Origin of the sequence: Nostoc sp. JL31 (genome assembly GCF_017114965.1) — a bacterium.
In the GTDB taxonomy this organism is placed as follows: Bacteria; Cyanobacteriota; Cyanobacteriia; order Cyanobacteriales; family Nostocaceae; genus Nostoc; species Nostoc punctiforme_A.
Map to the genome: position 1 here is coordinate 68,382 of NZ_JABXKO010000034.1, position 24,905 is coordinate 93,286.

Here is a 24,905-nt window from a genome sequence, read left to right on the forward strand (position 1 = left end):
GATTATTAAACCGATAAGGTTTGAATTGAGTTTAAAGCCTTAAAACTTCGTTTGAAAAACCTGAACAAATTTTATGAAAACCAAAGAAACAGTATTTGTTATTCCGACTCATCGACTGAGAGATGTGGCACAGACCATCGAAAAATATGATGAGAATTTCTGGGCAAATGGTCATGCTTTAAAAATTATCATTTTTGACGATTCCAGCATTGCCAACCACGAGAAATATTATCCACTTTTAGAGCAGACTAAGACAGTCAATGACGTGTTTTATGTTGGGCCACAACAGAAAGAGCAATTTATTACATTTTTAAACGAAAGACTGCGCGATCGCAAGCTAGAATCACTAGTCAAAAACTTATTCCGACCTAGTTATGGAGGAAATCGCAACTTCACGCTGATGTATACCCTTGGACATTTAATGGTTAGCGCAGATGACGATATGCGCCCAGATGCCTTAATTGAAACTAGCCCAGAATCTTTATCAGGTGATGAAATATGTCGAGGAAAATTAATCAAGTCTAGCCAACAAGGTGGCTACGTCCATAAATCTTTTGACTTACTCACGGCTTTTGGTGATGTTCTAGGTCAAAAAGCCAGCCATGTACCAGAAAACTTCGAGGCTGGAGAATTGGTTCTTGATACAGCAATGGATTTAGAAACCAATACAACTAAAGGTTACTTTCGAGAGAACAGCCTTTTATTACAACAGGGGAGAGTATTGAATAATGCGATCGTTAAGATTGCCCAAACTTTTCGCACAGGAACTAATGATATCGATACACTTGATTTTATTCACATGTATCTCAATGATGAAAACCAAATTAGTCCAAATGACTTAAATGATTTTTATATTCTTACCAATTTTCGACCCGTTATTACTAATAAAAACTGGAGAATGGATTGTGGAGTCGCTGGATATGATAATCAGCTAGGTTTACCACCATTTTTTCCCACTCGACTCAGGTTTGAAGATTATATCTACAGGATTTGGATACAGCAAGAAGGGATTGCAGCTGCACACGTTGATGCTGTCCAAAACCATATTAGAAATAACTATATGCGTAATCCTTTAGCTAGCGAACTATTTAATGAAGAAATATGTAGCTTGCTGAAAAAGAAGATTAAAAGTAGTGTTTATCATCTTGACGATTTGGGAATCAAGTTTGATTACTCTGGCGAAGTCACTTTACAAGATTCTGAGGAAATCCTGGAAAAAATCTCTGCTATCCACAGGCAGGTAGTCAAAGCATCAATATCTACTCAGAATGACGAACGCAAGCAGTCACTTCAATTATTTGCTGAGAACTTATCGAGAGTCTTTTATGGATTTGAACCGGACTTTTTTCAGCAAAATGTTTCCAGAATTATCGATGATGTTATTAGCCAATTTCACGGTTCTCTAGAAATATGGCCAACTCTAGTAGAAATCTGTTACTTTTACAAAGACAAAAAAGATTTACCACAAATTAGGGTAAAAAACAAGAAAGTAAAGTCTAGAAATGGCACAAAATCGAGCGAAATTATTGTATAAATATGACCTTTGGCAAATAAGCAATCTGTAAGATTTTATGATTCTTCATCCAGGGAAATTCTCTTAGTACACAGTTTCGTAAATTCGTTACCAATTCAGGGTTTAAGTTTTAACGCAGAGGGACACAGAGTATGGCGCAGAGGAGCGCAAAGTTTGTTTGAGTCCATTTGCTACGAACTTAGGCAAAGCTGTACTTAGACATATTCTTTCAATACTTGGGGATTTGCAAATAAAAAAATATCCCAAATTTTCTTGTGATATGGGTGTCCTTACTCATCTCATATTCAGGGTGGGCAGGACTTCGGCGTGAGCGCTGAGTCAAATACTGCCCACCCGACAAGATTAGATAATTTATTTGTTGGAAATACCTTATGCTAGGATACTTTATAGGTAGTAAAGACAAGCTTAACCAAAATCAATAACTGCAAAGTGGATGACAACATAACTTATTAACAAAGATAGAACCGAAAAATTTAAAGTAGCAGATAAATTATCTAGGTGCTATTCTAATTGCAAAAATGTTCTATAAAGTCGTTAATTAAGTATGTATGCAAACATTAATTATTGATAATTATGACTCTTATACTTTTAATCTTTACCAGATGATTGCTGAGGTAAATGGTAAACTACCTCTGGTAATTTATAACGATCGCCTTAACTGGGATGAATTACAAGAAATTGCATTTGACAACATTGTGATTTCACCTGGCCCCGGTCGTCCAGAAAGATCAGAAGATTTTGGAGTCTGCCGACAGATAATTGATAATGTGGATCTGCCCTTGCTGGGAGTTTGTCTGGGGCATCAAGGACTTGGCTATCTACATGGTGCAAGAGTGATTCATGCACCGGAAGTTCGACACGGTAGACTCAGTAAAATTTATCATAATAATTCGGAATTATTTCAAGGTATTCCTAATCAGTTTTCTGTAGTGCGCTATCATTCGTTGTTAGTTTCTGAAGAACTACCTGAGTGCCTAGAAAAAATTGCTTGGACTGAAGAAGGGCTAGTAATGGCATTGCGTCATCGCCATCTACCTTTTTGGGGCGTGCAGTTTCATCCAGAGTCTATCTGTACAGAATATGGGCAAAAATTACTAACAAATTTTCGAGATATGACGCTGCAATTTACAGAGAAATCGTCAAGGAGGCAGGAGGCAGAAGGGGCGGGGCTTGAAAGCCTCTTGGCAGAGTCAAGAAGTCCACAAAAGCAATATTGGATTGGATTTGGATCTGTTACTCCTGTTATAGATCAACCCCGCCTTCGCGCAGCGTCTCGTAGAGAAGAACTGGAAGAGAAGTTTGAATTGTATACACGTAAGTTAGATATCTGCCCAAATACAGAACAAATATTTGTACAGCTGTTTGGGGATGCAGCAAATGTTTTTTGGCTAGATAGCAGCCGTGTAGAACTTGGTCTATCTCGCTTCTCGTTTATGGGTGATGGCAGTGGGGTAAACAGTCTATTGGTGCGATATCATACCCAAAACCAAGAACTCATCATCACACAGTCAGATACCGTGATTCATCGCACCGAAAGTATTTTTGAGTATTTGAAGCGGGAAATAGACTGCCGATTTTGTCAATCTGATGAGTTACCTTTTGATTTTAACTGCGGATTTGTTGGCTATTTTGGCTATGAACTCAAGGCGGAATGTGGCTCGTCATTGGTGCATTCTTCACCATTACCTGATGCAATTTTCTTACTTACCGATCGCATGATTGCGATCGATCATCAAGAACAGTGTCTTTATTTGCTGCAATTAATCAAAAAAGGACAAACAGAACAGGTAGAAACTTGGTTTGATACTATCCAGGAACAACTCGAAACTCTAGATCCTCTTTTTTCTCTTGTTCCCCAAGAAAATTGTCAGCCAGTTAAGTTTCGTTTGAGTCGCAGTTATCAAAATTATATCCAAGATATTTGCCAATGCTTAGACGAAATTCACGAAGGGGAAACTTATCAAGTTTGCCTGACAAATCAGCTTTACACCGATGCAACCCCCGATCCATTGACGTTCTATCGCACATTACGTAAAATCAATCCGGCTCCTTATTCTGCATTTTTACGCTTTGGTGAAATTGCGATCGCCTGCTCATCTCCAGAAAGATTTCTACGGATTGATCGCCAAGGTTGGGTAGAAACTAAGCCTATAAAGGGAACCCTACCACGAGGAGAAACCCCCGAAGCCGATTTCGTCCTCCGTGAGAAGCTACGCAACAGCGAAAAAGACCGGGCTGAAAATCTCATGATTGTCGATCTGTTACGCAATGATTTGGGGCGAGTCTGTGAAATTGGTAGTATCCACGTACCAAAATTAATGGATGTGGAAACATACTCAACAGTACATCAGTTGGTGACAACAGTACGCGGGCGCTTACGTTCAGATTTACAAGCGGTGGATTGCGTGCGGGCTGCATTTCCCGGAGGATCGATGACTGGTGCGCCGAAAATCCGCACCATGCAAATTATCGATCGCTTGGAACAAGAGGCGCGGGGAGTGTATTCAGGTGCGATCGGTTTTTTAGGCTTGAATGGTTCAGCCGATTTGAATATTGTAATTCGGACTGCTGTTTTGACTCCCAATCAAACCTCCATTGGTATCGGTGGCGGAATTATAGCCCTTTCTGAGCCGGAGATGGAATTTCAAGAAACGCTGCTTAAAGCCAAAGCCTTAATTGATGCTATGCTTCTGACGATGCACGGAACATCTGAACCAGATGTGTATCCCATTTTGGGATTAGAAGCAACAACTTCTGATAGTTATGAAAAATTATCTGCCTAAATTACGGGCTTAACAAAGTCCCAAAATAATTAATCATCAATACAGCAGATTTCAACTAAAGGAAGTACACAAATCGTCTCAAAGCCAGGTATAAAGCCTGTTTTGCTTCTGTTAGCGCAGCGGGGCGTAGCCCATTCTGACTCCTGAATTCTGAATTCTCCTGTAATTACTAATTTATAATCAAAACCCCATATTAACAATTCAAAATTCAAAATGACGCTCTCTACGAGACGCTAAAAGCGAACGCGGACTCGTTAACGTTGCGCTAACAAAATTCAAAATTAAAGACATTTCAGACGGGGATTTAAACCCCGACTGAAATGGGTGCTACATATAGATTGCAGGTTCTTAAACCCTTTAATTTACGATAAATACACTTCCTTGATTCAGGAATAAATTTAAAGATAAAAAGCAACTAACGCAAATCAGGGTTAAAAACAAGAAGCTAAAGTCCATAAATAGCACAAAAACGACCGAAATTCCCTTATTATAAACTCAACCTTTGGTCAATAAGATATCTGCAAAACTTGACAATTCCCGATCTGGAAAAATTTTCTTAGATATATAGCTTAGGTAACAGCAATCTGATAAGATTCCCAACAAGTAGAATAATCACTTGTTCTCTTTTTCTTGAACCAACTGATTTTGGTTATTTTTTGGGAAAGGAAAATAAAAATGTCTCATCTATTGTGGAAAACTCTGGTACTAAGTCCAGTAGTTTTGGGAGTGACGGTGTTGGTTTCCGCTAAGGCTATGGCTGCTGCTGAAGTAGCAAGTTCTTCTGAAGATACAAAGCTAAAAGCTGCTCAGACAGAAGCACCAATAGCTGCTAATGCTTCAATATTGATTCAAACAGAGCAACCAAAATTTAATCAGCAATTGGTTGCTCAAAAGACTGATGAAAATAAGGTTTTAGAAGAGGTTAATCGCTACAGCAACGAAGGCAAAAATCAGAATTCACTGTCTCAAGTCACATCAGTTTCTCAATTTTCTGATGTACAGCCGACTGATTGGGCATTCCAAGCTTTGCAATCCTTGGTTGAGCGCTACGGTTGTATTGCAGGATACCCCAATAGCACTTACCGTGGCAATCGGGCACTGACTCGTTATGAGTTTGCCGCAGGTTTGAATGCTTGTTTAGATCGAGTTAATGAACTGATTGCCACAGCAACTGCTGACTTGGTGACAAAACAGGATTTGGCAACCCTCCAACGTTTGCAAGAGGAATTCTCGGCAGAACTGGCAACTCTACGCGGTCGAGTAGATTCTGTAGAAGCACGGACTGCTGAACTAGAAGCTAATCAGTTTTCCACTACCACAAAATTGGTGGGTGAAGCTATTTTTGCCGTTACTGATATTTTTGGCAATAATACTGGGGATGTTAACAATACTGTCTTCCAAGATAGGGTACGTTTAGACTTGCAAACCAGCTTCACGGGTAAAGACGTTTTACACACCCGTCTTGCAGCCGGGAATGCACTAGCCTTTACTCAAGTAGGGAATAATGGTGTTGGGATCGATACTGCTGAAGGTACGCAAACATTTCAAATCGGCAGCACTAGTAACAACAGTGTCATTATCGACTGGTTAGCTTATTATGTACCCATAGGCCCAGCCCAAGTTTACTTTGCGGGCACTGGAGGTATTCATAGCGATTATGTGCCTACTAATAACCCTTACTTTGAGGATTTTGATGGCGGTAATGGTGCTTTGTCTACCTTTGCTTCTGAAAGTCCGATTTATCGGATTGGTGGTGGTGCAGGTGCGGCACTGACTTTACCCTTTGGTAGTAGTGGCAGTTTTTTCAAACCTTCATTGACTATAGGCTACTTGGCATCAAATGCTAATAATCCTGGGGCAAATCAAGGTTTGTTAGAGGGTAACTATGCAGCTCTTGGACAGTTGAACTTTAGTGTTGGCGATCGCTTATCTATAGGTGCTACCTACGTTCACGGTTATCATGGTGCTGGAGGCGGTAATTTATTCGATCTAGGTGGTGGTTTGGGTAGTACTAACCGCGTCGTAGGTACCGGTCAAGCTAACACTCTAAGTGCCCTAAACGGATCTTCCAGTAATTCTTATGGGATATCGGCAGCCTTCAAACCCAGCGACAAACTCTCAGTTAGTGGCTTCATTTCTTACCACGATATCACAGGCTTTGGCGCTGGTGATGATTATGAAGCTTGGAGCTACGGTCTTGGGGTAGCCTTACCTGACTTCGGTAAAAAGGGTAACGTTTTAGGGATTTTTGCTGGTGCAGAACCTTATGCCCGTAACCGAGGAGGAGTTTTTGCTGGTACTGGTAATGATATACCTTATCACTTTGAAGGCTTTTACAAGTATCGCTTGTCAGATAACATCTCAATCACTCCTGGTGTAATCTGGTTGACTTCTCCTGGTCAAAACAGCAATAACGATGATGCAATTATCGGTACGCTGAGAACAACTTTCACCTTCTAAAGGTTTACAGCCATTTGCTTTAGGGACGCATAGTTATGCGTCCCTTTTGACTTCCACCTTGCGCTACTGGGGATCTTTTTCACAGCCAATTACCGATCGCTTCTTCTTTTCGCTTCTGTTCATCTAATACCAATTTGAAAAATGATTGCGACAGCTGGAAAACTGAAACACTTATCCAATGGATGTTTCACAATCCAAAATCTAAAATCTAAAATCCAAAATGGTATTAGCTCTTATTTGTCTGGGAAGCCAACTAAATGAAATTTAAAAGCGAGATTTCTAGATTGAGGGCGTTTATAATTCAGGCTTGATGTGAATTATAAATTTCAGGGTTGACACAATTAGCCAAGCGATCGCCTCTCAGTCCCGCGATTAAGTTAACGATCGCCATTGTTGCCATTTTTGAGCGCGTTTGACGGCTGGCACTGCCAATATGCGGTGCAATAATTAGATTTTCTAAGGTCAACAACAGGCTATCGCTGGGAATCGGTTCTGGTTCGGTGACATCTACAGCCGCAGCAGCGATTTGACCACTGGCAAGGGCGCGATACAGAGAATCTGGATCTACAATAGTTCCCCGCGCTGTGTTAATCAAAATAGCCGATCGCTTCATCAATTCAAATTGGCGATCGCTAATTAGATGATAAGTATCATCAGCCGATGGTGTATGCAGTGTCACAAAATCTGACTCTTGCAGTAAGTGTTCTAACGTAGCAAACTCCACACCTAGAGATTGTTCTAATTCTGGGCTGCATCGTTGCCTACTCGTATACAAAATCCGCATTTCAAACCCTTTGGCACAACGAGCGATCGCTTGACCAATTCGCCCAAAACCAACAATCCCCAAGGTAGCACCTGTAACATTTGGCCCCAATAACAAATCTGGTTCCCAAGTCTGCCACAAACCTGCACGGGTAAACCGATCTGCCTCCACTACGCGCCGTGCAGCTGCCATTAGTAATGCCCAGGCAAAATCTGCGGTAGCATCGGTTAACACCCCAGGAGTATTACCGACGGGAATTTGTCGTGCTGTAGCGGCGGCAATGTCAATGTTATCGTAACCCACCGCCATTTGACTGATGACTTTGAGTTTCCCGGTTTCTATGAGTTGCCGATCGATTTGGTCAGTCAGCAGACATAGCAATCCATCTATTTCCTTGACTTTTTCTAGTAAAATTTCGTATGGAGGGGGTTGGCGTTCTGGCCAAACTTCGACAGTAGCGAGCGATCGCAGTTGCTCTAATTCGATGGGTAGGCGACGAGTAATAAAGACTTTAGCCTGAAGCATAGTTTTAAAATAATTTTTGGATAAAGGGACGCTTCTTGCATCAGTTCTCCTTAAAATATCATGGCGTAAATTCAAAACCTGATAAAGTTGGTTTTTGTTCTGTGAAAATGAGCCGTGATGTTCCAATCAAGCAGTAGAAAGTCTACAGACAATCATCACAAGCCATTGGAATTCAAAAGCTTGTCGAAATGTTCTGCCAGAAACTTACTTGGTGAAGTAGACCTTCTGAGGATTGCTGCAACCTTGAAACAGGATCAAAAGCAAAAAGGAAAACTAGGCCAATTTTTGACTCCTGCTCCAGTCGCAGAATTAATGGTTGAGATGTTTTGCAAATTCGATCGTCCTCAAATATCTCTACTTGATGCTGGAGCAGGAGTTGGCTCATTACTTGCAGCTTTTGTGGCTAAACTTTGTCACAGCCAAAAACGCCCAGCCAATTTAGATATTGTTGCCTATGAAATCGATCCTTTTCTAATTGGGTATTTGCATCAGACATTGAAATTATGTGATAGAGAATGTCAAATAGCTGGGATCTCTTTAAACTATGAGATCCGAGATACGGATTTTATTGAGGATGCAGTTAGACTTCTTCAGCCTAGTTTGTTCGATAATCCTGACAATTACAGATTTACCCACGCTATTCTCAATCCCCCATATTTAAAAATTAACGCTCATTCCAAAGTTCGTGATTTGTTACGTTCTATAGGATTAGAAGCCAGCAATCTATATACAGGTTTTATCGCTGCTACGGTTCAGCTTCTTGAATCAAAAGGAGAGCTTGTAGCTATTTCGCCGCGTAGTTTCTGTAATGGGCCATATTTTAGAGATTTCCGTAGAATGTTTTTGGAAATGATGGCTTTAGACCAGATACATCTTTTTGATTCCAGACAGGAAGCTTTTAGTGATGATGAAGTTTTGCAGGAAACAATTATTATTCATGCTGTTAAACAAAAACCAAAATTTGACAATGTAATCATCAGTACAAGTTCAAATGCTGATGATGATTTTATTCTCTCAAATTCCTTAGCTTATACAGATATAGTTATTCCTAACGACTCGCAACAATTTATCCACATTATCCCCGATACACTAAGTCAACAGGTCATTGAAAAAATGGCTAATTTTACCTGCACATTAAAAGACCTAGAATTAACTGTATCAACGGGGCGGGTAGTAGATTTTCGTGCTAAAGAATATCTTTGTTTAACACCAAAAGAAGATACTGTTCCCTTGATTTATCCCTTGAATTTTTCAGCAGGATATATTGATTATCCCAAGGTAACGAAAAAACACCAAGCTCTGGTATATGCAGAAGAAACTATATCTCTTTTAGTACCCAATGAACATTATGTTTTGACTAAACGATTCTCCTCCAAAGAGGAAAAAAAACGAGTTGTTGCTGTTGTATATGATGCTAACAAAATAAATTGTTCTTGGGTAGGTTTTGAAAATCACCTGAATTATTTTCACAAGGATGGAAGAGGGCTTAATCTTACCCTAGCACGCGGTCTTGCTGCTTATCTTAACTCTAGCCTCGTTGACGCATTTTTTCGGCTATTTAATGGACATACTCAGGTTAATGCAACTGATTTACGAAATTTAAAATATCCGACAATAGCACAACTAATGACTGTAGGGCTATATATTACTGAGCATTTTCCATCACAGAAAGAAATTGATCAACTTCTGCAAGAAGAGTTACTGAGTATGAGCAATCAGTCTGAAAACAACCCCTTAATAATTAAAACCCGTATTGATGAAGCACTGCAAATTCTAATTGAACTTGGACTTCCACGGGCACAACTTAATGAGCGTTCAGCCTTAACCCTGCTGGCTCTACTTAACTTAAAGCCAACAGATCCTTGGGAAACTGCTGCATCTCCCCTAATGGGAATTACGCCAATGATGGAATTTATGGCACTGCACTATGGCAAAACATATAAACCTAATACACGGGAAACTGTTCGCCGCCAAACAGTCCATCAATTCTTAGATGCGGCTTTGATAATTGTAAATCCAGATGCACCTGAACGCCCCGTTAACAGTCCGAAAACAGTATATCAGATTGAAGAAAGTGCGCTTGAACTCTTACGTACTTATGGAACTACTGAATGGAAAAAGAGTATTCATACTTATCTGGCTTCAGTTGAAACTTTGAAAAAACGATATGCTCAGGAGCGGGAGCTATCACGTATTCCGATAGTGATTGAAGGAGAGGTGAAAACTCTATCGCCAGGTGGACAGAATATTCTGATCGAAAAGATTATTAAGGAGTTTGCAGAACGTTTTACACCTGGAGCAAAACTGATTTATGTTGGTGATACAGATGAAAAATTCGCGCATTTTAATGAAGTGGCATTGAGAGATTTAGGCGTTACTATCGATTCGCATGGGAAAATGCCTGATGTGATTATCCATCATCTAAAAAACGATTGGCTAGTTTTAATTGAAGCTGTAACTTCTCATGGGCCAATTAACCCTAAACGGAAGAAAGAACTTGAAGTTATCTTTGCTGATATCAAAATTCCCCTTGTAATGGTAACAACCTTTTTAAGTCGGAAAGCAATGGTGGAGTATTTGGCTGAAATTGCTTGGGAAACCGATGTTTGGGTTGCGGAAGATTCTACTCATCTCATTCACTTCAATGGAGAATATTTATTACAGGCTTACAAAGTGGATAGAGATTATAAAACAGAATAAACTATTCTTAAAAATAAGCGATCACTAGCTTAGAAATTGTCCTTAAAGCGATATCGCTATCAACAATATTGTCATATAGATCCAATAGTTCATGCAAAGCGTAGTAGAGTTAAAGTAAGAAATCTGAAGGTACGTCGATCGCTCCCAAAGCAAGATTGTCGCCATGACTAACTCAACTCCAATGGATGACGAGAAAAAGCTCCCCAAGAAGAAAGGCAAGTCGCTTCCTCCCAAGCTGATTATCTGGGTAGGAAAGTTTGTCTGGACGACTATGTGGCAGATAATGATGTCAAATCTTGCTCCTCGCAATCAGTCTGGAGCATATATTCGTCCTAATAGCCAGTTTCGCAAATTCATCGGCACAGACGAAGGAAATCCCCACCCACCAGCAACGGGGCGCTACAAACTCTATGTTGGATTGGGTTGTCCTTGGGCACATCGAACTTTGGTTGTGCGATCGCTTAAAAAACTCGAAGCGGTAATATCAGTATGTATCGTCTCTCCTTCGCCCATTGAAGGCGGTTGGATATTTAACGATGAAGAAGAAGGTTGTCGCACACTGGCTGAATTTTATCAAAAGGCAGAACCCGGCTACAGTGGGCGCTCTACAGTGCCAGTACTATGGGATAACGAAACAAAAACTATTGTTAATAATGAAAGTTCAGAAATTATCGTCATACTGAACTCTGAGTTTAACGAGTTCGCCAACAATCCGACGTTAAATCTCTACCCAGAAGAACTTAAAGAGAAAATTGACTGGTGGAATGAAAAGATTTATCACGCGGTAAATAACGGTGTGTATCGCTGTGGCTTTGCCCAGACTCAAGAAGCATACAATCAAGCCTGTAATGAACTGTTCGCAACTCTCGATGAGATTGAACTTGCATTGCAGACTAATCGCTATCTCTGCGGTGAACATCTGACACTTGCAGATGTGCGGTTATTTACGACATTATTTCGGTTTGATAGTGCCTATTATGGGCTGTTTAAATGCAATAAGCAGCGAATTCGAGATTATCAGAATCTCGGAGCTTATCTACGTGACTTGTATCAGCTTCCAGGTGTGGCTGACACTTGCGACGTAGAAAGCGTGAAGCGGGACTACTACGGGAACCTATTCCCACTCAATCCCGGCGGAATTATTCCCAATGGCCCTGATATGTCTTATCTTAATCAACCACACGATCGCGATCGCATCGGCAAGGTGAATGCTTCATGAATCAGATTAATCGGGTTGCAATTGTCGGTGGAACTCATGGCAATGAGTTTACAGGAGCCTACCTAATCCAAAAATTTGCCCAATTTCCCAATATAATTACTAGACCGAGTTTTGAGACAGTCACCCTGTTAGCAAATCCTCATGCTTTTGCCGCCGGGAGACGATATTTAGAAAAGGATTTAAATCGCTGTTTTCTCAAGCAAGATTTACAAAATCCGACTCTGAATAGTTACGAAGAGTTGCAAGCTAAATTAATCCAGAATACCCTAGCATTAAATGGGGATAAACAAGCAGATTTCATCTTAGACTTGCACAGTAGTACAGCTAATATGGGTCTGACAATTATTCTTGATAACAGTCATCCCTTAAATTTAAAATTGGCTGCTTATCTAAGCCAGCTTAATCCTTTAGTTAAGGTTTATCGCTGTTCTTTTAAATCAATTGCAGAAAACCCATTTGTAAATTCTCTGTGCGAATTAGGCTTTGCGTTTGAGGTTGGCCCAATTGCCCAAGGAATTTTAAAAGCAACGCTGTTCCAACAAACCGAAGAACTTGTTTATTCAGTTCTGGACTACCTAGAACAGTTTAACCAGGGTAAAATTCCATCAAATAACGAAACCTTGATTCTCTATGACCACTTGTCAGTTGTAGACTACCCAAAAAAATCTGATGGTTCAATCTTTGGAATGATTCATCCAGAGCTTCAGGATAAGGATTATCAAGCCTTAAACCCAGGAGATCCAATCTTTATAACTTTTGACAATAAAACAATTATTTATGAAGGTGCATCTACTGTTTGGCCAATTTTTATTAATGAGGCAGCTTACTACGGAAAGGGAATTGCCATGTGTTTGACTAAGAGGCAGCAAATCAACATCTAGGATGTGGCTAAACTTTTTTGGATAATTGCTTTTAACTGGAAGTGATGATAAAAATGGAATATCTAAATTATTAATAACTTCATATATCTAGCGCGATTACTAAAAATTACTTGTGTAAGTTTATATGTATCTTGGTTATAATATATTAATGAACAGTAATTAAATATCAGGGTAAAAAGTTGTCAAAGGGTTCGATAAATCGATATCGAAGGAGCGCTGAAAAACCATTATCTAATTCATTGGTAATATTTTTTAGAGAAGCAGATATAAATTTGGTTCACTAATCTGGGCAATGTTTATGAAATGCTGCTCTTAAAGTAACTCTTTATTTTGAAAAGGAGGAAATGCAAACATTTTGGCTTGAGGTTTCTTCTAAACTCAGCCCTGAGATTAACTATGGAACTTTACTGATAAAATTCAACTCTAACAATATAATTTACGCTTAAAATTGTCTAAATACTTGAACTCATAATGAAAATTAAGCAAAAAAGAAATAAACCAATAGCCAGTCTTTCTTTAGATTTGGATAATATTTGGTCTTATTTAAAAAATCAGGGCGCTCCGGGTTGGGAGACTTATCCTTCTTACTTGGATATTGCAGTACCTCGTTTCTTAGATATTCTCAAGCAATGGGATTTGACAATCACAGTATTCATTGTCGGTCAGGATGCAGCACTAGAAAAGAATACCAAACCAATACAAGCGATCGCTAGCGCCGGTCACGAAATTGGCAACCATTCATTTTATCACGATCCTTGGCTACATCTGTATTCAGAGAATGAGATTGAAGAAGAGGTGGCACTGGCCGAAGAACATATCAAGCGCGTCACTCATCAACATCCTATTGGCTTTCGGGGGCCAGGATACAGTTTTTCTCCAGCAGTCTTGAAAGTCTTAGCACGACGGGGATACGAATATGATGCTTCGACTTTTCCGACATTTTTGGGGCCCATAGCACGAGCATATTATTTAATAACTTGTAAATTGAGCAAGGAAGAACGTAAAAAACGGGAAGCGCTGTTTGGCGGTTTTAAAGAGGGTTTGCAGCCTCTAAAACCTTACAAGTGGCAACTAGATAAGGATAAACTGACTGAGATTCCTGTTACTACCATGCCAATTTTTAAAGTGCCAATTCACTTCAGTTACATAATGTTTCTGAGTACATTTTCTTCGGAAGTGGCTTTACTCTACCTGCGAATTGCCCTGTGGCTGTGTAAAGTTACACGCGTCCAGCCTTCTTTGCTACTCCATCCTACAGACTTTGTAAGTCAAGAAGATGTGCCAGAACTCTCATTCTTTCCTGGTATGAGTATTCCCACCTACAAAAAGCTGGCAATAGTAAACAAAAGTTTAGAAATTATATCGAGTCAGTTTAATGTTTTGACTGTTGGACAACACGCTAAATTTGCAGCCGATGGACGTACATTGCCTGTATTAGTGCCTCAAAAGAAGTAAAAATATCATTTATGCGATTATATTAACAAGAATTCAGAACTCAGGAGTTATATCATGTCCGGTTAAAGACTTATCATTAAGAAGGCAGGGGAGCAGGGTGCAGAGAGAAAGAGTTAGAGACAAATCGTTTGTATCAAGTATTTCGTGAAATGGTATCACGCTAAGTCGCAATGAGTATTGCTGTGCCCCTACCGCATGGTATATTTACCTGAAAATCGCATCTAAACTTGCACAACAAAATCTGATGCACTCAGAGTTGGCGCACCAGTCAGAGTTGCAAATAGACCGCCACTACCAAAACCAGCTGCACTGCCATTTTGGTTGTAAAATAACTGTCCACTCACAGCGTCGTAGATAATTAATTTTCGCTGTGCTGGTTCCCCTATGAGAAGTGATTTGAAAATCACTCTTGTTACTAAAACCTGTTCCAACAGTTGAAGCGATTACACTAAAGGTAGTTTTATCTAAAACAATCTTATCACCTTGGGAACTGTTGAAGTCAGCGTAGGCGTAGCCCGTCGTAGACATCGCATCTATACCAACAGCAGTCGCGCCAAAAACTGCATCGGTGTTGTAAACGAAATAGTCAGCGCCAGCACCGCCAACGAGAGTATCATTGCCAGCACCGCCGACGAGAGTATCATTACCAGCACCGCCTCGCAATAGATCGTTGCCACTCAAGCCATAGATAATATCATTACCCCCTTGAGCATTAATCACATCGTTGGAGTTTTCAAAACCTGTGATGCGATTATTCAGGTCATTGAGGAAAGTAACTGTGTTCTTGTTAAATAGTGTAGTTTGAGTGGAGTTGTCATCGAAGACATCAAAGCTGTCGGCGATGTTGGTTTGCCCATCAAACTCTATATTGCCAATCGCAGGTCTTGCTCCAGAAGCAGGCAGATTATCGAGGCTTTCTAATTTGAAGTTTTGCAGAGTGACTTTGGTATTAGCAACATTTTCAAAGGTAACTTCTAAGTTGTTAGCATTTTGAGTTAATTGCAGATTTTGGGCAGTTAAACCTGAACCTATAAATTGTAAGGTGTCCAAAGAGGCGATCGCTGCTGCCGTCGGCTTTGTGCCTTTACCAATGCCACTAAAATCGGTAATGGTATCATTGCCATCGCCAGGGCGAAACACAAATTTATCTTGACGGCTGTTGGCCGTCAGGGTTAGATTACCAGGAGTTACCGTCGGGTTAAAGGCATCGTCACTGTTTATATTCGTTCCCCCAAACACCACATAGCTTTGCCCAGAAGAATCTTTGCCGTTGGGGGAGGCAAATGGTACCCCAATAATCACGTCATCAATACCATCACCGTTGATGTCCGCCGCATTGCTGAGTGAGTTGCCTGAAGAGAAAATAAAGCCATTAGTGCCATTCAGGTCAGACAGGTTAAAAGTGCCGCTACTGCCCAGATTCGTTCCCCCAAACACTACATAGCTTTGCCCAGCACCAGAGTTGCCGACATTATATGACCCAATAATCAGGTCGTCGATGCCATCGTTGTTGGTGTCCCCCGCGCTGAGTGAGTAGTATGGGTACTGAATATTAGCCTTAATTAAAAAGCCATTAGTGCCATCCAAATCAGAGAGGTTGAAGGTGCCTCCACTACCCAGATTCGCTGCCCCGAACACCACATAACTTTTCGCAGCCTCATCCACACCACCTTCTGCGCCAATAATCAAGTCGTCAATGCCATCATTGTTGATGTCTCCTGCATTGCTGACTGAGTAACCTAATCCGGCAATATCAGAAAAGCCATTAATTAAAAAGCCATTAGTGCCATCTAAATCAGAGAGGTTGAAGGTGCCGCCACTGCCCAGATTCGTCCCCCCAAACACTACATAGCTTTGCCCAGGACCAGAGCTGCTCTCGGGGTAGCTATTTTCTGCTGCCCCAATAATCAGGTCGTCAACGCCATCGTTGTTGATGTCCCCCGCATTGCTGACTGAGTTGCCTAAGTTGTCACCTTCTGCAATGCCGTTAATCAAAAAGCCATTAGTGCCATCCAAATCAGAGAGGTTGAAGGTACCGCCACTGCCCAGATTTGTTCCCCCAAACACTACATAGCTTTGCCCAGGATTATATTCGCCGTTGCGGTCGGCACTACTTGCCCCAATAATCAGGTCGTCAACGCCATCGTTGTTGATGTCCCCCGCATTGCTAAGTGAGCCGCCTGAAAAGTCATCTGCTGCAATGCCGTTAATCAAAAAGCCATTAGTGCCATTCAAATCAGAGAGGTTGAGGGTGCCACCACTGCCCAGATTATTTCCCCCAAAAACTACATAGCTTTGCCCAGCATTATCAATGCCGTTGGGGTCGGCACCTGATGCCCCAATAATCAGGTCGTCAATGCCATCGTTGTTGATGTCCCCCGCATTGCTGACTGAGCCGCCTGAAGAGTCATCTGCTGCAATGCCGTTAATTATAAAGCCATTCGTGCCATTCAAATCAGAGAGGTTGAGGGTGCCGCCACTGCCCAGATTCGTCCCCCCAAACACTACATAGCTTTGCCCAGCACCAGAGTTGCCATTAGGGTCGGCACCAAATGCCCCAATAATCAGGTCGTCAATGCCATCGTTGTTAATGTCCCCCGCATTGCTGATTGAGAAACCTGAGTTGTCACGTTCTGCAATGCCGTTAATTATAAAGCCATTCGTGCCATTCAAATCAGAGAGGTTGAAAAAAGAGTTGGCACCCGCATTACCAACAAGGGTATCATTGCCTGCACCACCAACAAGGGTATCATTACCTGCACCACCTCTGAGCATGTCATTGGCACTCTTGCCGTCGATGATGTCGTCACCCCCCTGACCATTAATCACATCAGCAGAGTTGTCAAAACCCGTGATGTTATTGTTGAGTTCATTGAGGAAAGTCACTGTGTTCTTGTTGAATAGCGTAGTTTGAGTAGAGTTGGCATCGAAGACATCAAAGCTGTCGGCGATGTTGGTTTGCCCATCAAATAAGATATTGCCAGAAGCTTTGAGATTATCCAAGTTTTCTAACTGAAAGTTTTGCAGAGTGATGGTATTAGGTACATTTTCAAAGCTGACTTTTAAGTTGTTACCATTTTGAATTAATTGCAGATTTTGGGCAGTTAAACCTGAACCTATAAATTGCAAGGTGTCAGCATTGGCGATCGCTGCTGACGTTGGGGTTGTGCCTTTACCAATGCCACCAAAATCGGTGATGGTATCATTGCCATCGCCAAAGCGAATAATAAATTTATCTTGACCACCGTTACCTGTTAGGGTGTCATCACCAATTAACCCATCAATGATGTTGTTACTAGGTGTGCTAAATAAGGTATCTGCATAGGGAGTTCCAGTCAGGTTAAAAGAGATGTTGCTACTGGCAATATTCGTCCCTCCAAACACCACATAGCTTTGCCCAGCACGATAGTTGCCGTTGCCAAAGGCAGATGGTGCCCCAATAATTAAGTCGTCAATGCCATCGTTGTTGATGTCCCCCGCATTGCTGACTGAGATGCCTGAAAAGTCATCTGCTGCAATGCCGTTAATGAAAAAGCCATTAATGCCATTTAGGTCAGAGAGGTTGAGGGTGCCGCTACTGCCCAGATTCGTCCCCCCAAACACCACATAGCTATTGGGGAAGGCATTTCGTGCCCCAATAATTAGGTCGTCAATGCCATCACCGTTGATATCCCCAGCATTGCTGACTGAGATGCCTGATTCACGACCTTTAACAATACCGTTAATGAAAAAGCCATTAGTGCCATCCAAAGAAGAGAGGTTGAAACTGCCGCCACTGCCCAGATTCGTCCCCCCAAACACCACATAGCTTTGCCCAGAATCTATGATGCCGTTGGGGGAGGCATTGAATGCCCCAATAATCAGGTCGTCAATGCCATCACCGTTGATATCCCCAGCATTGCTGACTGAGTTGCCTAAACGGTCACCTTCTGCAACGCTGTTAATCAAAAAGCCATTACTGCCATTCAAATCAGAGAGATTGAGACTGCCGCCACTGACCAGATTGGTTCCCCCAAACACGACATAGCTTTGCCCAGTAAAATTTTTGCCGTTGGGGGAGGCATTGAATGCCCCAATAATCAGGTCGTCAATGCCATCGTTATTAATGTCCCCCGCATTGCTGACTGAGTTGCCTGAGTTGTCAGTGAGTGCAATGCCGTTAATCAAAAAGCCATTACTGCCATTCAAATCAGAGAGGTTGAGACTGCCGCCACTGCCCAGATTCGTTCCCCCGAACACCACATAGCTTTGCCCAGCCAAATCTTTGCCGGCATTCTTTGCCCCAATAATCAGGTCGTCAATGCCATCGTTATTAATGTCCCCCGCATTGCTGACTGAGTTGCCTGAGCTGTTACCTTCTGCAATGCCATTAATCAAAAAGCCATTACTGGCATTCAAATCAGAGAGGTTGAGACTGCCGCCACTGCCCAGATTCGTTCCCCCAAACACCACATAGCTTTGCCCAGCACCAGTGTTGCCGTTAGGGGAGGCACTATATGCGCCAATAATCAGGTCGTCAATACCATCACCGTTAATGTCCCCCGCATTGCTGACTGAGTTGCCTGAGTTGTCACCTGGTGCAATGGGACTAATTATAAAGCCATTAGTGCCATTCAAATCAGAGAGGTTGAGGGTGCCGCCACTTCCCACATTGGTTTGCCCAAACACTACATAGCTTTGCCCAGGATCGCGGATACTGTTAGGGTCGTAATTCTTTGCCCCAATAATCAGGTCGTCAATGCCATCGTTGTTAATGTCTCCCGCATTGCTGACTGAGATGCCTGAGTTTTCCTCTACTGCAATGCCGTTAATTATAAAGCCATTTGTGCCATTTAAAGAAGAGAGGTTAAGCAGGTTGAATGATGAATTAGCCATAATTTTCTCCTGTGTTTATTTGTTGTTAATCAGCGAGTGGGCTTTAAGGTTTTATGCTTGAAGTTCCGTGTTCTAAGTAGGGGCGTATAGATTATCCAGCAGCTAAAACACAATGAAATTCTCAGGAATTTTACTGAACCATCAAAATAATAAATATTACTAAGATATACATAAATATTGTCAGGATGCTGAATATGTCAGATATGCCGCTTCAATGCAAAAATTTGAAAGAGCAGGTTGAATCTATATTACAACTATTACAACAAGAACCAACGCTACGTTCCCCAGATATTACACCTGTACGAACTTCTTTAATTAAAGCGATTTCTCCGAAGTTTGAAATTGTATTTGCAGGTGCTTTTAGTGCTGGAAAATCAATGCTAATCAATGCACTATTAGAAAGAGAATTACTCTACAGTGCAGAGGGACACGCTACAGGTACAGAATGCAAAATCGAGTATGCAGAAGTAGATAAAGAACGTGTTGTTTTGACGTTTTTAAGTGAAGCAGAGATTCGGGAACAAGCAGTTTCTTTGTGTCAGCAACTAGGATTTCAGACAGTCACTAATATTAACCAAGCTGAGGTAATTAGCCTACTACGTCAAGGTTCTGAAGCGATTATTCAACAGGAGGGTGGTGAGAGTAAATCAGAACGTGCAAAACAGGCGAAGGCGTTAATGTTGTTGCTAGAGGGATATATGGCAAACCGCGATCGCATCTACACGGTTAATAATGCTACATATTCAATGGAGCAATTTAACTTTTCTAACCTTAAGGAAGCGGCTGGATATGCCCGCCGTGGTAGTAATAGTGCGGTATTGAAGCGGATAGAATATTACTGCAATCATCCTTTGCTACAAGATGGTAATGTAATTATTGATACGCCTGGTATAGATGCGCCAGTAGAGAAAGATGCCCAACTAACTTATGCCAAAATTCAACATCCTGAGACTTCGGCGGTGGTGTGTGTGCTAAAACCTGCTTCGGCGGGTGACATGACAAAAGAAGAAACCGAACTTTTAGAATTAATGCGGGAGAATGGGGGAGTACGCGATCGCGTTTTCTATGTCTTCAACCGGATCGATGAAACTTGGTATAATACTCAGCTACGGCAAAGATTAGATAATTTAATTAGCGGGCAATTTGGTAATTCAAACAAGGTTTATAAAACCAGTGGATTATTAGGATTTTACGGTAGTCAAATTAAACAGACAAGCCCACAAGAGAGATTTGGTTTAGATTCTGTTTTTGCAGAAAGTATTAAAGGTTTAGATGGTAAAGAAGAAACACCACAATTTGTCTATGCGTTTAACAACTACTGTGTAAATTCAGGAAAGCTATCTTCCAGTAAATTCCGTGTCTCTGTTAATGGCTTTGAAACTCCAAATCAAAATTATGTGCGAATTCTGGGAGATTGGGGAAATGAACTGATAGAAAAGCTAATTCAAGATAGTGGTACTGAAGAATTTCGCACAGCTATTACTCGTTACCTTACAGAAGAAAAGCGTCCCCAATTATTTAAAAACCTTGCTGATGATTTGGAAGATATTTGTATTAAGCTCAAAAAACATTATCAGAGTGTCCAACGCGATTTAGATAGTCAGCCCCAAGAAATTGAGACAATGAAGGCGCAAGAGTTACAACGCCTAAATCAGCAACTACAGCAAATTGGGAGAGAATTTAGCGAGCATATCACAGAAGAAGTTAACCATGTAATTAATAATTCTTGTGATGCTTTTGAAGCAGATTTTAAGCAATTGCAATCACGAATGATTCTCCGTTTAGATGAATTGTTAGATACTTTTTCTGTAGCTTATGCTTATCGACGTGCAACTATCAGCCATCCTCGCAATGCTACTGCACCTTTGATTGCTATTTTAGTAGAGGCATTTTATTACTTAGCAAATCAATTGGAAGATATTTTGATTGAATCTTCTCAGCAAGTAGTGGCGAATTATTTCCAGCGATTGATTGATAAGATTCGCAAGTCAGAATATTATCGCCAGTTGTATCGTTTATTAGATAATGATGGCGGCATTGAACAAGAGATTAGAAATTTAGAAAAAAGCGTTACTCAAGCATTAGTAAGTGCAGCTAGTGTAGAGTGCGATCGCTTTGTGCGAGAAAGCCCTAGATTTTACGATGAAGGCACTTTTTCAATATATCAATGTCGCCAAACTTTATCACAAACTTCTCAAGGTTACGACGCTGAAAGCATTGTGGAAGTAGAACCAGCAATTAGACAATTATTGAAATTGGATTTTGAGCCAAAAGTTTCCCAAACTATTCGTAAATCTTTTCGTCAAACCATTAATCAAACATTGAAAACTCAATTGATCCCAATGGCAAATCAACAAGCAGATGAGATATTGCAGCAATACCCCCAGGCGCGTGCTTATTTAGAAAAAACATTAGAGCAAGAAGCTGAAGAAAAAATTGCGAATAATCGCCGATTATTGAATAGTCTCGAAGAAAATATTTCAGTATATAATTTAGCAGCTTTTAGTATCAATACTTGTTTACAAGATATGCAATTATCTGACCATCTTTTGCCTGTAATTGGTAATACAGATATATCTATTACCAATGATTTATTAGACACTAATGGCAAATTTGCTAATAATGGATTTGTCAACTCAGATGGATTAGCTGGTAAGGCCGCAGAGGTTTAGTATGAATCGCAGATAAACTACAGATAATTTTGAATTTTTGTAGCTTGTAGTTAGTAGACTTCTTGGCATTGTGGGGAAAAGGGTAAAGGTATGGAATTTTCCTTTACCCTTTAACCTTTAACATGCATCCCAATATCTTGCAAAAGTTACTTTTGCAAGATGTCTTTTTATGAATAGATTTAGGCGTTGCTATAACCTATTAAAATTCGTCACTATCCCAATCTCCAGTCTCCAACTAAATGGTTATGAATATCAAGCGTCGGGAATTTCTTGCAACCTGTGGGCTGGCTACCTTAGCCACTCAAATACCAACACTTAGCGCCCAAGGTAAGCCATCTCCAAACACCATCCGCAAGCCGCCCCGCCTGCAAGCTGGCGATACCGTAGGGTTAATCGCCCCTGCGGGGATCGTTGACGCCAAAGACATCGAAGCAGCGCAGAAATCAATTTCGCAGTTAGGGTTAAAAGTCAAGCTGGGGAAGCATATTTTAGACCGTTACGGCTATTTAGCAGGTAAAGACAGCGATCGCGCCCAGGATGTAAACTTGATGTTTAGCGATCGCACCATCAAAGCAATTATCCCCATGCGTGGTGGTTGGGGTTGTAATCGCATTTTACCCCTACTCAACTACTCACTGATCAGCTCAAATCCGAAAATTATCATCGGTTACAGCGATATTACGACGCTATTGTTAGCAATTAATGCCCGTAGTCAGATGATTACTTTTCATGGGCCAGTTGCTACGTCTACCTGGAATCAATTTACAGTCGATTACTTCAAGCGCATCCTATTTAGTGCTGAAGCGGTGACTATGCAAAATCTCAACCCTAGCGAAGTGCGGATGGAGATCATAGCACCGGGAAAGGCGAGAGGTAAACTTGTGGGTGGAAACTTGTCAGTCCTATCAGCAATGCTAGGTTCACCTTACCTACCTACTTGGAACAAAAGCATTCTGTTTGTGGAAGAAGTTGGCGAGGATGTTTATCGTATAGATAGGATGCTGACGCAGTTAAAAACTGCTGGGATACTTCATCAAATTGCTGGCTTTATCTTTGGGCAATGCACTAAATGTAGTCTTGGAGATGAACCGTCATTTACATTAATGCAAGTATTGCAACAACACATACTTCCTTTAGGTATTCCTGCTTGGTATGGTTCAATGATTGGTCATATTAAGGATAAATTTACCTTGCCAATCGGCGTGGAAGTGGAAATAAATGCTGAACTTGGGACAATACGAATGTTAGAGGCAGCTGTTAGCCTTGTGTGAATGAGCCAGAAGGTTGGAATAAAAAATAGTGGCTCACATTTTATCTAAATTGCAAGCCACTAAATTTCAGACAAAGAACTATGTGTATCAAGTTTGGAAATGCTTACTTATGACGACCAAACCATTTAGAGGCAATCGCTCCTAAAGCTGCTCCAACCATTGGATTACTGAGAAACTTAAGAATCGCTGGTTGTTCAGCCATCACCTCTTGGAAGATGTCAGGATGGCTATGATATGTGAAAGATGCCAGCTTGCTGAGGTCATCTGCACTTATGCGGTTAGGGTTGTGGGTAGAAAGCCCCAAATCTCGCTCCAGATGCCGCTCGTCTAGACCTCTTTGCTTTAAGTGCTTGAAAAATGCCCGTGCAACATCATCCCGTTCGTTAGGCTTAATCTGAGCGATCGCTTTTTGGAGTTCTGGCTCCAGTTGGCTTGGTGGAATGCTGTTATGGTTGAAAGATTGACTAAACAATTGCCGACGTTGATCGTGAGATGAACGCTGGGCAAAATCGTCAAAATTTTGGTATTCCTGAGTTGGGTCAGATGAAACATCATCTAAAGACTCTGTATTACCGTGAGCCAACTCGTTGAGAATTTCACGTTTATACTTGTCACTGCTGCTCATTTTAAATGTCTCCTTTTTATACTTGCAATCAACTGAATTAACTCAGGTTTTCTCCAAAAGATGAGTCCCTATTTATACTCAACTTGCTGAGATTGCACATCATACTGAGCCGTCAAAATCAGTTTTTTGTCTGGTGCATACATCAAAACTTTTAAGTCTTGATTGGGGAAATTTTTGTGAAAACCTTGGAGTAAGGATTTTGCTAATGGTCGCACTTCGGTCGGACGAACTTTAGGCGCAATCACGACACCTAACTTATTGTTGTCACGCACGTAAGCATCTTGGACAATTCCCTTGGCTGTGCTGACAACCCAGTTCCCAAAATCTTGACCCTGTACACTGTTACCGCGTGACAACAAGGCATAGTCGGCGCTATCACTGATTCCAGACGGTAATTGAGTTGGTTGTTTAGCTTGAACAGTACCACTACAGGCGGCAGTCGTTGTTAGTACTAATACCAAAACTAAAGCTGTTAAAACCCGACGAAACTTTTGAATTATTTTCAATTTAACCACCTCGTCTAAACTAATGACTCTTCTGCAATATCAATCTACTGAAAGTATTTCGAGTAGAAGTAGATAGAAAACCTGCTCCTACTAGCTCAAAAGTAATGACCTTCGTAGCTTAAGTAGGTTAACCCCGGTCAGTTTTATTCTCTATTCGAGTTCCATCAGTATCAACATCTAATTATTCCTTAAAATCTTGCTGTGTCTTTTTATAAATTACACAATTTAGTTTATATACATCTTCTCTCCGAGGATTGACTTAAATTATCTTGATCTTTAATCAATCGAAGTAATTAAATATATTTTTATAACCCACAAGTAGGATATAAAAAAACTTTTTAGTATCAACGTATTACTTTTCATAAAATTTATTTAAACTAATTTTTGTAAATACTGTGACTAGTTTCTAGCATATATGTGACTAGTTTCTAGCAGTAAATTTCAAAACTAAACTTAGCTAAATCAATACATACCATCAAACCTAGCTACTTTGATATATCTATTAACACCTTACACTTAAAAAAATATCCTTACATTATTAAAGATTTATTTGTTTAAGTTGTAATACTTGCTCTATCACACTTCTAGAAGAGAAAATCTATGCCAAAAGATTGATGAGAAGGAAATTTAAAAATG

13 protein-coding genes are annotated in these 24,905 nt (G+C 40.8%); 9 read left to right on the forward strand and 4 right to left on the reverse strand.

All coding sequences use genetic code 11. The features are described 5' to 3' along the window. Positions 1-73: 73 nt before the first annotated feature. From HWQ43_RS06610 to HWQ43_RS06620, 3 genes are all read left to right on the forward strand, one after another. A complete protein-coding gene (locus tag HWQ43_RS06610; RefSeq protein WP_292731457.1) occupies positions 74-1,534 on the forward strand; it encodes a hypothetical protein in 1,461 nt (486 codons plus the stop codon). A gap of 548 nt (positions 1,535-2,082) precedes the next feature. Continuing rightward, positions 2,083-4,317 carry an aminodeoxychorismate synthase component I gene (gene pabB, locus HWQ43_RS06615; RefSeq protein ID WP_292731459.1) on the forward strand — a complete coding sequence of 745 codons (2,235 nt, stop codon included), beginning with the start codon at positions 2,083-2,085 and terminating at the stop codon, positions 4,315-4,317. A gap of 675 nt (positions 4,318-4,992) precedes the next feature. Then, positions 4,993-6,777: an iron uptake porin gene (locus HWQ43_RS06620; RefSeq protein ID WP_292731461.1), complete on the forward strand. Its 1,785-nt coding sequence runs from the start codon at positions 4,993-4,995 to the stop codon at positions 6,775-6,777. A gap of 301 nt (positions 6,778-7,078) precedes the next feature. Here HWQ43_RS06620 and HWQ43_RS06625 read toward each other — a convergent pair whose 3' ends face one another. Next, the gene (locus tag HWQ43_RS06625; RefSeq protein WP_292731463.1) at positions 7,079-8,065 is read right to left on the reverse strand and encodes a D-glycerate dehydrogenase; all 987 of its coding nucleotides are present in this window, start codon (positions 8,063-8,065) and stop codon (positions 7,079-7,081) included. Between the two features lie 243 nt (positions 8,066-8,308). Here HWQ43_RS06625 and HWQ43_RS06630 point away from each other — a divergent pair, with 243 nt between their 5' ends. The 4 genes from HWQ43_RS06630 to HWQ43_RS06645 all read left to right on the forward strand — a co-directional run bounded on the left by HWQ43_RS06630 (position 8,309) and on the right by HWQ43_RS06645 (position 14,320). Further along, positions 8,309-10,765: a BsuBI/PstI family type II restriction endonuclease gene (locus HWQ43_RS06630; RefSeq protein ID WP_292731465.1), complete on the forward strand. Its 2,457-nt coding sequence runs from the start codon at positions 8,309-8,311 to the stop codon at positions 10,763-10,765. Positions 10,766-10,928: 163 nt separating this feature from the next. After that, a complete protein-coding gene (locus HWQ43_RS06635; protein WP_292731467.1) occupies positions 10,929-11,984 on the forward strand; it encodes a glutathione S-transferase family protein in 1,056 nt (351 codons plus the stop codon). Beyond that, positions 11,981-12,865, forward strand: coding sequence for an aspartoacylase (locus tag HWQ43_RS06640; protein ID WP_292731469.1), 885 nt, complete (start codon positions 11,981-11,983; stop codon positions 12,863-12,865). Before HWQ43_RS06635 ends, HWQ43_RS06640 begins: the two co-directional genes overlap by 4 nt. Positions 12,866-13,336: 471 nt before the next feature. Further along, positions 13,337-14,320 carry a polysaccharide deacetylase family protein gene (locus HWQ43_RS06645; RefSeq protein ID WP_292731471.1) on the forward strand — a complete coding sequence of 328 codons (984 nt, stop codon included), beginning with the start codon at positions 13,337-13,339 and terminating at the stop codon, positions 14,318-14,320. Positions 14,321-14,611: 291 nt separating this feature from the next. Here HWQ43_RS06645 and HWQ43_RS06650 read toward each other — a convergent pair whose 3' ends face one another. Next, positions 14,612-19,195 carry a hypothetical protein gene (locus HWQ43_RS06650; RefSeq protein ID WP_292731473.1) on the reverse strand — a complete coding sequence of 1,528 codons (4,584 nt, stop codon included), beginning with the start codon at positions 19,193-19,195 and terminating at the stop codon, positions 14,612-14,614. Between the two features lie 194 nt (positions 19,196-19,389). Between HWQ43_RS06650 and HWQ43_RS06655 the strand changes: the two genes are divergently transcribed. Beyond that, entirely contained in the window at positions 19,390-21,867 is a 2,478-nt protein-coding gene (locus HWQ43_RS06655) for a dynamin-like GTPase family protein (RefSeq protein WP_292731475.1), read from the forward strand. Positions 21,868-22,112: 245 nt separating this feature from the next. Next, positions 22,113-23,138: an LD-carboxypeptidase gene (locus HWQ43_RS06660; RefSeq protein WP_292731477.1), complete on the forward strand. Its 1,026-nt coding sequence runs from the start codon at positions 22,113-22,115 to the stop codon at positions 23,136-23,138. A 103-nt stretch (positions 23,139-23,241) separates the two neighbouring features. On the opposite strand, the gene HWQ43_RS06665 is transcribed toward HWQ43_RS06660, so the two are convergent. After that, the gene (locus HWQ43_RS06665; protein ID WP_292731479.1) at positions 23,242-23,763 is read right to left on the reverse strand and encodes a hypothetical protein; all 522 of its coding nucleotides are present in this window, start codon (positions 23,761-23,763) and stop codon (positions 23,242-23,244) included. Positions 23,764-23,831: 68 nt separating this feature from the next. Beyond that, positions 23,832-24,269: a hypothetical protein gene (locus tag HWQ43_RS06670; protein ID WP_292731481.1), complete on the reverse strand. Its 438-nt coding sequence runs from the start codon at positions 24,267-24,269 to the stop codon at positions 23,832-23,834. Positions 24,270-24,905 lie beyond the last annotated feature (636 nt).